The organism is Waterburya sp. (assembly GCF_058530065.1).
The window spans coordinates 1-9,986 of record NZ_JBZNBU010000036.1 but is presented as its reverse complement, the minus strand read 5'-3'; the positions used below and the strand labels follow the sequence as shown (position 1 = coordinate 9,986).

The 9,986-nt window shown below is 37.5% G+C and carries 12 protein-coding genes; 6 read left to right on the top strand and 6 right to left on the bottom strand.

The window, feature by feature from the left end; all coding sequences use genetic code 11:
* On the top strand, positions 1 to 217 hold a 217-nt coding region (locus AC33VI_RS02505), incomplete at its 5' end, for an alpha-hydroxy-acid oxidizing protein (protein ID WP_491780691.1).
* A gap of 103 nt (positions 218 to 320) precedes the next feature.
* Here the strand turns inward: AC33VI_RS02505 and AC33VI_RS02500 are convergent.
* Together AC33VI_RS02500 and AC33VI_RS02495 are read right to left on the bottom strand one after the other, a co-directional pair.
* The gene (locus AC33VI_RS02500) at positions 321 to 1,526 is read right to left on the bottom strand and encodes a 4-hydroxy-3-methylbut-2-enyl diphosphate reductase (protein ID WP_491780693.1); all 1,206 of its coding nucleotides are present in this window, start codon (positions 1,524 to 1,526) and stop codon (positions 321 to 323) included.
* 147 nt (positions 1,527 to 1,673) lie between these two features.
* The gene (locus tag AC33VI_RS02495; RefSeq protein WP_491780690.1) at positions 1,674 to 2,849 is read right to left on the bottom strand and encodes a tetratricopeptide repeat protein; all 1,176 of its coding nucleotides are present in this window, start codon (positions 2,847 to 2,849) and stop codon (positions 1,674 to 1,676) included.
* Between the two features lie 164 nt (positions 2,850 to 3,013).
* Here AC33VI_RS02495 and AC33VI_RS02490 point away from each other — a divergent pair, with 164 nt between their 5' ends.
* Positions 3,014 to 3,418 (top strand): hypothetical protein, encoded by a 405-nt coding sequence (locus tag AC33VI_RS02490; protein ID WP_491780689.1) that lies wholly within the window; start codon positions 3,014 to 3,016, stop codon positions 3,416 to 3,418.
* Positions 3,419 to 3,798: 380 nt separating this feature from the next.
* On the opposite strand, the gene AC33VI_RS02485 is transcribed toward AC33VI_RS02490, so the two are convergent.
* The gene (locus AC33VI_RS02485; protein WP_491780688.1) at positions 3,799 to 4,359 is read right to left on the bottom strand and encodes a mechanosensitive ion channel protein; all 561 of its coding nucleotides are present in this window, start codon (positions 4,357 to 4,359) and stop codon (positions 3,799 to 3,801) included.
* A 390-nt stretch (positions 4,360 to 4,749) separates the two neighbouring features.
* Between AC33VI_RS02485 and ndhC the strand changes: the two genes are divergently transcribed.
* The 4 genes from ndhC (at position 4,750) to AC33VI_RS02465 (ending at position 7,220) form a co-directional block, all read left to right on the top strand.
* Positions 4,750 to 5,112 carry a photosynthetic/respiratory NAD(P)H-quinone oxidoreductase subunit C gene (ndhC, locus tag AC33VI_RS02480; protein ID WP_491780687.1) on the top strand — a complete coding sequence of 121 codons (363 nt, stop codon included), beginning with the start codon at positions 4,750 to 4,752 and terminating at the stop codon, positions 5,110 to 5,112.
* On the top strand, positions 5,103 to 5,840 hold the full coding sequence (gene ndhK / locus AC33VI_RS02475) for a photosynthetic/respiratory NAD(P)H-quinone oxidoreductase subunit K (RefSeq protein WP_491780686.1): 738 nt from the start codon (positions 5,103 to 5,105) through the stop codon (positions 5,838 to 5,840). The genes ndhC and ndhK overlap by 10 nt, the downstream gene beginning before the upstream one ends.
* Positions 5,827 to 6,360 (top strand): NAD(P)H-quinone oxidoreductase subunit J, encoded by a 534-nt coding sequence (locus AC33VI_RS02470; protein WP_491780685.1) that lies wholly within the window; start codon positions 5,827 to 5,829, stop codon positions 6,358 to 6,360. The genes ndhK and AC33VI_RS02470 overlap by 14 nt, the downstream gene beginning before the upstream one ends.
* A 116-nt stretch (positions 6,361 to 6,476) precedes the next feature.
* Positions 6,477 to 7,220, top strand: a complete 744-nt coding sequence (locus AC33VI_RS02465; RefSeq protein WP_491780684.1) for a DUF554 domain-containing protein — start codon at positions 6,477 to 6,479, stop codon at positions 7,218 to 7,220.
* 42 nt (positions 7,221 to 7,262) lie between these two features.
* Here the strand turns inward: AC33VI_RS02465 and AC33VI_RS02460 are convergent, their stop codons facing one another.
* From AC33VI_RS02460 to AC33VI_RS02450, 3 genes are all read right to left on the bottom strand, one after another.
* Positions 7,263 to 8,120: a sugar kinase gene (locus tag AC33VI_RS02460; protein ID WP_491780683.1), complete on the bottom strand. Its 858-nt coding sequence runs from the start codon at positions 8,118 to 8,120 to the stop codon at positions 7,263 to 7,265.
* 47 nt (positions 8,121 to 8,167) lie between these two features.
* The gene (locus AC33VI_RS02455) at positions 8,168 to 9,073 is read right to left on the bottom strand and encodes a DMT family transporter (RefSeq protein WP_491780692.1); all 906 of its coding nucleotides are present in this window, start codon (positions 9,071 to 9,073) and stop codon (positions 8,168 to 8,170) included.
* Positions 9,074 to 9,098: 25 nt separating this feature from the next.
* On the bottom strand, positions 9,099 to 9,986 hold an 888-nt coding region (locus AC33VI_RS02450; protein WP_491780682.1), incomplete at its 5' end, for an ABC transporter substrate-binding protein.

Genomic DNA, 9,986 nt, shown 5'->3' with positions numbered 1-9,986 from the left:
TTTGCGAAATGGTTTGGAAGCAGCAAAAGCGATCGCTTTAGGGGCAGATTTAGCGGGTTTGGCTTTTCCTTTTTTAAAAGCTGCATCAGACTCAGAAACAGCATTAGACGAGGCTTGCGAATTATTAATTGCAGAAATTAAAACCGTGATGTTTTGTACTGGTAATCAGAATATTTCGCAGTTAAAGAAATCGTCTTCTCTGATAAAAGTTGATTAACCTGACGTTGGTTGGGCAAATAGTGACAGATATGCCGTAGTGTGGGCATTGCACTAAAGTACTTCCTTCAGTCGCCCACCCTACTAAACTTTTCTACTTTAAATTAAACCATTGCCATTGCTTTTAACTCAAAGATTTTTTCAATGATATCTGCTACTACTTTGTCGGGAGTGGAAGCTCCAGAAGTTATACCTACAGTAATTTTGCCTTCGGGCAGCCAATTACGAGCGATCGCAATATCTTGTTTTAGAGGTTTGTGTTCTAGGCGATCGCGATCTATAATTCTCTCTACACTATCGATATGATAGGAGGTAATATTGTAGTCCAAGGCAATTTCTTGTAGATGAGTGGTATTGGAAGAGTTAAAGCCACCAATCACAATTGCTAAAGATAAGTCTTCTTTAACCAAATCAAACATGGCATCTTGTCTTTCTTGAGTTGCATCGCAAATAGTGTTAAAACTCATGAAATGTTCGTTTAATTCTGTCGGACCATATTTTTTTAACATAGTTTGTTCCAACAGTTTGCCAATTTGTTCGGTTTCGCTTTTTAGCATGGTGGTTTGATTGGCAATCCCCACTTTTTCGAGATCGGTATCGGGATCGAAGCCTGCGGAATAGGCATTTTTAAACTTCTCTAAAAACTCCTCTCGATCGCCTCCATTCAGGATGTAGTTAGTTACATATTTAGCCTGTTCTAAATTCAACACTACTAAATAGCGATCAGCAAAAGAACTAGTAGCTACAGTTTCTTCGTGAGCATATTTACCATGAATAATGGAAGTATAGTCGCGTTTTTTATGTTTTTCTACGGAATTCCACACCTTAGATACCCAAGGACAGGTAGTATCCACAATTTTGCAGCCTTTATCGTTGAGTAATTGCATTTCTTGGACGCTAGCACCGAAAGCGGGTAAAATCACCACATCTCCCGAATTGACCACGCTAAAATCTTTTTCTCCATTAATAACTTCAATAAAACCAACATTCATTTCGCGCAAACGCTGGTTTACTGAAGGGTTGTGAATAATTTCATTAGTGATCCAAATTTTTTCTGTGGGAAAATGTTCTCTAGCTTCGTAAGCCATTGCTACAGCCCTTTCAACTCCCCAACAAAAGCCAAAGGATTCTGCTAAAACGATAGTTACATCTCCGTTGACATAGCGATAGTTGCGATCGCGAATAGCTTGGATCAAGTCGCTTTGATACTCGCTATTCATAGTTCCTGCTACTTCTTCAGCGTGTCCCAAACTACGACGGTGGTAGTTATCTGACTGTTGCAAAGAACGTTTAAACGCTTTAGTGTCCATTTTACTATTAGTCATATTTTAAAAATAAAAGCAAATATTGTGCTTGATGAATTAAAATTGCGCGATCGCACTATAAAAAACCTAATTCACATCTTACAACACACAAGTTCGACAAGTCTCAAAAATTGATGGGCAACTATATAGTCATTATTTTTTTAATAAAAGAAGTTGTTGTTGAAAATATTTAACTTTGTAATTGAGAGTCTTAGCTCGTTCTAAACCTAATTCCCAGAACTTTTTAGCTTGTTGAGGTCGCTCTAATTGGAGATAGATTTTGCCTAAAATATCGTAAGTATCGATCGCATCATAGTAATTATCGGCTTGTTGTCGGACGACGAGTAGTTGTTGATATATCTTGATCGCTTTTTCAAATTCTTGTTGTTGTTGATATAAATGTCCGATTTTATTTAGAGCTTCTCCTGCTAAAGCTAATTGTTGCAATGTAGATGCTACTTCCAATACTTCTTGATAGGTGGCGATCGCTAAATCTGATTTTTCCAAGCTTTCTAAATCCCTAGCATTTGCCATTTTCAAAGCTAGTATTGGCTGTTGTTTTTCTGCTTGCTGATATTGTTTAATTAAAAGCTTCCTAGTAGCGATCGCTTTATTTTTTGCTCCTCCTCTCTCGTAAATTTTAATTAATCTTTGAAGTTGAAATTCTCGATCTTTTGCTTGAGGATTTTTTTGGAGTTTTTGCTGGTAAATCTTAGCAGCATTTTGATAATCAAAGATAGCTAAATATAGCTTTCCCAATCTATTAACAATTTCTGCTTCTGCCAAAGGACTTAGTCCTTGGTTTTCCTCGGCTAAAATCGATTGATAAACATCTATAGCCCGATCCAAATATCTTACTTTCTGGTAAGCAACTGCTAAATCTTTTCCTAGTTTGGGATTCAAACCTTCAGAGGCAATTATTGTCGATTGAATAGCAATCAAACGATTGGCAATATTTCTCACATCTTGACTGCGATTTTCTTGCCAAGCGAGCGCACCAATTTTTCCCAGACTGACAATTTCAGCTTGAGGATCGATCGCGCCAGTCAATCTTAGTTGGCGATACCACAATTCCATAGCTAGATCTAGATTCCCGCGAGCGTATTCCGACTCAGCCATTGCTTCTAAGCGGGATATTTCTCGTTCGATCCGAAATTTTTCAAAAGAACTCAGTTCTCTTTTGCCGTATCCTTGGGGAATTAGGGGATCTTGGCGATCTAAAATTAAAGGATTTTCTGGAGGAATAGCGAGCGCAACTTCCGTTAACATTATTGCCCAAGCCAAAAATGCCCCATAATATCGACCCAAAGAAAGATTATATTGATTCATTTATCCATCTTTAAAAGATACATTTTATTTTTAATCTTTAACGTCTAAAAAACAATAATTATAGTTACATTTTTACTCTGGTTTTTAGTAACAAAATCTTTGATTAATGATAGTCTTAATAACGATACAGCTAAATTCAATATTTTTTTATCAAAACAAGTATAATGTCTCAACTAGAACGATTAATTCTCATGGCTGAAGACGAGCTAACCCAGTATAGTACTGATGCTCGTAAGATAGAAAGATTGCGACGCAAAATTGGTATTTCCGTAACTCCAGCAGAGCAAAAAGAAGTTAAAAACGCATTGCTCGAACAAATGCCTCAAAATTTCTTTGGTAAATTAGTTGCCGAACAACGGCAAAATGTAGCTTTGCCTTTTTGGGGAATTGGAGGATTGGGATTACTTTTTGGCATTTCTTTACAGCAACCAATAGATTTTCTCGCCCCTGCTATTGCTATTCCGATCGCTTTTAATATTCAAAAATGGGGTTGGCAGTTGGAAGCAAAACGAATCCTACTGAAAACTTTAGAAGAAATTGAAGCCAAAACCCAACAGCCAGCAAAATAACTAACTCCTAAGAAACAAATTAGTCTGCCCAGACGGGGTTAGGGGTCAGGGGTGAGGGGTCAGAGGTCAGTTTGTTTCCTTGTGACATTATAAATCTTAGTTCTTTAGATGCTGATGTTACGCACTTATTTATTTGTTGAGACTGAGAAAGGTTAAAGGTTTTATCGTTCCATTTCTAGATAGAGATTGAAACATCTGATTTTTCATCTTACTGCGTAACATCATTAACTAAGTAGGTGGATAAAATTAATTAGAAGATGATTTTTAGGGGAATTGGGGAATTGGAGAATAGAAGGATAGCTTAAATCATTTCCACAATTTAGCCTTGAAAGATTATTTGTAGATTGTCAAAAAACTATCCTGACAAGTATATCCCCTCTCTAATTTTCATCCCAATAAAAACGGTAAAATAAAGGCTCGTTTTTAAATTGATGTCGATCCACAACATGATGAATCCATTTTTCATCAATTAATCTTTGTCCTAATCCGATCGCTTGTTCTACCGAAAGTTCTAAATTATTAATCAAATATTCACAAACTTCACTACCAACTATACATTGCTTATAAGTTCTAAAATGATGTTGACGATCTTTGATCTTAATTCCTCCTACACTACGCATTTGAGCAACTAAATCTTCTAAATCAATTTCTTTGATAAAATCTAAGGGATCTGTTTCGCCAACAATTTTTGCAGTTTTTTCTTCAACCCAAACTAACAAGCCAACACTATCTTCTACTAAGACATAAGATTTTTCCCCCTTATAGTCGAGAAATTTTTGTTTGCAATATTCAACTGCTTTGGATTTATCATCTAGTGAAAAAAACTTTTCTTTAATATAAAGTTTGTTTTGAAACGACATTCCTGGTAGATATTCTTGTTTGTCTAACTTTTGTCTGGCAAGATTGCAATAATTCACTTGTTTATTGTTAAGAATTTGCATAGTTTTTGACCCTAGACTCCATAAAATTAAAACTTAGAAAATAAAGATATCGCTTCCTTAAAACTCAAAGGTTAGATTACTAACATATATGGCTAGCGATCGCTTTAATTATTAGAGGAAGAATTATGTATTACCGCTTAAATAAAATTTAGCAACGCCAAATATCGATCGAATACGCTTCAATTTTATCCTCAGAAAATTAGTTCAACAAGCTATGACTGAAGACTGTTTTATGACTAGAGACTATTATCGGACGACCTAGATAACAGTTTAGAGCGATCGCTCTAGCATGACTTTCAAGATAAAATGGGTGGATTCCATTACAATTAGTAAAAGTTAATAAGTATAGTAACGACGTACACAATCCACATAGGGAGTGAGAAATAAAAATTGTTTGTTCTCAACGGTTATGAATATTTTCTAGGCTTCTTACTCATTTGTAGTGCAGTGCCAGCACTGGCTTTAACTGCCTCTAAATTGCTAAGACCTGGTAACGGCGGGCCAGAACGCCAAACAACCTATGAATCTGGGATGGAACCTATTGGTGGTGCTTGGATTCAATTTAATATCCGCTATTATATGTTCGCTTTGGTTTTCGTCGTCTTTGATGTAGAAACTGTATTTTTATATCCTTGGGCAGTAGCTTTCAATCGTTTGGGATTGCTAGCATTTGTGGAAGCCCTTATTTTTATTGCCATTTTGGTAATTGCTTTAGTCTATGCGTGGAGGAAAGGAGCTTTAGAATGGTCATGAATTCCCCAATATTTGAAAAAAATACTCCAGAAAAAATTCTCAATCCGATTAATCCCACATCGGTAACTCAAGATTTATCAGAGAATGTCATTTTAACTACGGTAGACGATCTTTACAACTGGGCGAAGCTTTCTAGTTTGTGGCCTATGTTGTATGGTACGGCTTGTTGTTTTATTGAATTTGCTGCCTTAATTGGTTCTAGATTCGATTTTGACCGTTATGGCTTAGTACCTCGTTCTAGTCCTCGTCAGGCAGACCTAATTATTACCGCAGGGACGATTACCATGAAAATGGCTCCTGCTTTGGTTCGTCTTTATGAAGAGATGCCCGAACCCAAATATGTAATTGCGATGGGCGCTTGTACGATTACTGGAGGGATGTTTAGTGCTGACTCTACTACCGCAGTTAGAGGAGTAGATAAGTTAATTCCAGTAGATGTTTATATTCCTGGTTGTCCTCCTCGTCCCGAAGCTATTTTTGATGCCATCATTAAGCTACGCAAAAAAGTTTCCAATGAATCTTTGCAAGAAAGAGCAACAGTATTAGAACAAACTCATCGCTATTACAGCACTACCCACAATATGAAAGCGGTAGAACCTATCTTGACTGGTAAATATATCCAATCAGAAGCCCGTCAAGCACCTCCAAGAGAATTGGCAGAGGCAATGGGAATGCCTTTACCCGCGATCAAATCAGCAGCAGAGGAGGTAGAAGATGGCAGTCGATAAAACAGAAAACCAAAACCCTGAAGAAGCAGGATCTGATTTAGTTGTTGCGGGTCAAACTTCTACATGGTTGACCGAAAATGGTTTTGACAATGAAGCTCTTGCCCCCGATACTTCTAATGTAGAAATGATTAAGGTAGATGCAGAATTGCTTTTACCCATTGCTACAGCTTTATATGCTTACGGTTATAACTACCTGCAATGTCAGGGTGCTTATGATTTGGGTGCTGGGAAAGAACTAGTGAGTTTTTATCATCTAATTAAAGTAGGTGATGATGTGGAAGAAGCAGAGGAAGTCCGCCTAAAAGTATTCCTTCCCAGAGATAATCCGAAAGTACCTTCGGTATATTGGATTTGGAAAGCAGCGGATTGGCAAGAGCGAGAAAGCTATGATATGTACGGAATTGTTTATGAAGGACACCCCAACCTAAAACGCATTCTGATGAATGAAGACTGGATTGGTTGGCCTTTAAGAAAGGATTATATATCCCCCGAATTTTATGAATTACAAGATGCTTATTAATTGATAAGCGATCGTCTTTTGAATCAGAATTTTTAATTATTTAGATGTAGAGATTTTTGTTTTAAAGTCTCTACATTTTTATTGTCAATCTTATTTAATCTCTAACTAAAATTATTTTGAATTTAGACTTTTGGACGAAAACAAGCGGTACTTGGATTAATATTTTTACTGTCTTCTTGGGGACGAGTTTGGGTTTGTTATTTCAAAACCGCCTATCTGCAAAAATACAAACTATTATTACTCAGGGAGTTGGTTTACTAACCATCTGGATTGGTTTGAGCATGGCAAATAGTATGGGTAAAGTAAAAGCAGGAAATATTGATGGGGCGGTATTGGGTCTTTTGGCAATAGTAATAGGAGGAGTTGTCGGAGAATGGTTGCAGATTGAAGAAAGACTGAAAGTTGTGGGAGATTGGTTAAAACAAAAATTTAAAGGCAAAGGCAGATTTACCGAAGGATTTGTCGCCAGTAGCTTGCTGTTTTGCGTAGGACCTATGACTCTAATTGGCAGTTTTAATAATGGCTTGACTGGAGACGATACGTTGTTAACTATTAAGGCAACTATGGACGGAGTTATTTCGATCGCTCTGGCTAATATTTATGGGGTAGGAGTGGGTTTTTCAACTTTAGTGATTCTCTTATATCAGGGTGGTTTATCACTTTTAGTGGGTTTATTGGCTAATTCTGTCCCAGATGTCGAAAATAGCCCCTATTTACTGCTGATTACTGGGGTTGGAGGCTTGATTATTATGGCAATTGGTTGCAATCTGTTAGAATTAGTGAAAATTCGGGTTGGCTCTTTTTTACCAGCGATCGCGATCTCTCCCCTAGTTTATTGGTTATTAGTTATTAGTTATTAGTTATTAGTTATTAGTCAAAATCTATTTTATACCGAACTCAGTTTAATTAGATATCCATTTTCTAGTGCCAAAAAATTGACAAGACTTACTAGCAGTTTTGGCAGCTAAAAATAAAGCTGTTGAAAAATTTTCGGTTAAAATAAAATTACAAAAAGCCCCATGAAAAATATCCCCCGCACCTAAAGTATCTACTGCTTCAATTGCAGGTATGGGTATAGTAGAAAATTTACCGCGATCGCAACATAAAATTGGTTTTTCTCCTTGGGTAATGGCAATATTTTTAATCTTCATTTGTTCTAGAAACTTAAATACATCTTGAGTATCGCCACATTGAGGAGGAAGAAAATTAGCCGAACAAATAGCATAATCGACATAGGGAAGTACTGTTTCAAATCCTGCTTTCCAACTGCCACCATCAATTACTATTGGAATTTGCTTTTGTTTAGCTAACTTAGCAATAATAGAACTAACTTCTATTTGATGTCCGTCAATTAAAACAATATCTATTCCAGTTAAAATATCTTGAGGTATTTTTTCTTTACTAGCTTGAGATTTTTTAGCATTAATCGAAATAACCGATCTTTCTCCTGTAGTTGAAGTAACGATAATAGAAGATACAGGAGGACTATCTTTTTTTTCTGGTATCAAATCGGTTAATTCTAAAGAGTAATCTGCTAAATCTGTTTGAATTAATTTAGTTAAAGGATGTTGTCCTAAAACAGTTAATAATTTTGCCCGATTATTGAAGGAACTAAAGGTTATGGCAGCATTGGTAGCAGGACCTCCTGCTGCGGTTAAATACTCTTGAGCTACTACTTTTTGATTGGCTTGGGGATAAGTCTGGCTGGAATAAATAAAATCTAAAGTAGTCAGACCGATAAATAATCCTTGATTAGTCATTAGTTGGTAGGGGGCGGTTCGCGAACCGCACGTACGGTTGTTAATTATTAATTACTCAAACTGCCGATAAGGTAAATGATTACGCCCATAATAATTGCAATGCCACCAATGAATAAATTTAAAGTCGGTATTTCTTGGAAAACCATCGCGCCAACCAAACTAGCCACGATTGGTTCAAATAAAAGAGCCAAACTCACTAAAGTCGGAGAAATCCAGCGCATCGACCAGTTTAAACTAGTATGACCGATCGCTTGAGACATAATTGCCATTAGTAGAATATATAAATATACAACAGCAGGATAGTTAGCGTAGCTGGTTGCATAGAGTAAGGGTAGAGGAAACAAACATATAGCTGCGGTGGAATAAGCCACTGCAATATAGTTACCAATATTCAAGCCTTGACGTTGAGCTTGAGAACCAAACACAATATAAAAGCTAGCCATCACAGCCCCAATTAAAGCCAAAATATTTCCTAATAGAAGATTGCTATAACTACCACCCAAATTGCCATCGCCCACAGCAATAATCACTCCGCCACCTAAAGCTACAGCAATACCGAAAATATGTTTGCGGTTGAGTTTTTCTCCATACCACCAGCAATTAATTAACCCTACCCAAATCGGATTGGTGGTAACTAGCACCGTCGATGCAGCAATGGAAGTATAAGCCAAAGAAGCGATCCAAGTAGCAAAATGGGCTGCCAAACAGATTCCTGCCAGGATGGCATAAACCAAACTAACCAAACCAATTTTAGAGCGATCGAAGTTTTTCCAACTGGGTAATAAGATTGCAGCCGCTACAATTAACCGAGAAGCTGCCAAAAACAAGCTAAAGCCAACTTTGTTACTTGGGTTAACCGTATCAATTGCCAAACGAATCCAAATCGCAGCTAGAGATACCCCAATAATGCCGACCATTAAAACTACTGCTATTTGCCATTTAGAAGGCTTAATCACCAAATTAATTTTGCACGAGTACTTACTTTCGCTTCCAATTCATAATATCCCAAGTCCGCATATCCCAAGCTGTAGGCTGATAGCCAGTCAAACTATTACCAAAAGCCATCACATCGGCACGATGCACTAAAGGAATTACTACCGTGTCTGTAATTAAGATATCGTTCATCTGGATAAACAATTCTTGGCGTTTTTGGGGATCTAATTCCTTGGTAGCCAATTGCCACAGGCGATCGTATTCTGAATTGCAGTAGCGAGAATTATTATCCCCAGACCAATTATTCGCCTTTTGAGGAATTTGGTCGCAAGTCATAAAATTCATGTAGGCAGCAGGATCGGGGCTAGTATTGCCAGTGGTAAACATCTGCAAGTCGGCATAAAAATGTTCTACCGTATCGTTATTGCTCGAATCGCTGGAAAAATAGACGCTAGGGTCAATGCTTTTTAACTCTACTCCCATACCAATCGATTGCAATCCTTGTTTGACTACTGCTTGAGTTTTTTGACGCAGGGGATTAACAGAAGTTTGAAATAGCATTTGCATTTCCTTACCATCTTTATCCCGAATCCCATTACCATTACTATCTTTCCATCCCGCTCGTTCTAGTAACTCTTGGGCTTTTTCCAGATTGTATTCATAACTAGTATTGCCAGACGCATATTCAGGTGGCGCGACTAAAAAATTAGCGGTAGCTTTTCCCGTCACTCCATACAATTGTTCTGCTATGGTATCTCGATCTACAGCCAAAGCTAAAGCCTGACGTACGTTGCGATCGCTCAACCAGGGATGGGGAATATCTTTACTCGATCGCTCTCCTGAAGGGGCAACTGTATTAGGATCGCTATGGTTGATAATAATTCGTTCCATCAACGCACCATAATTAGAGACTACTACCCCTTGTCCCGCTTG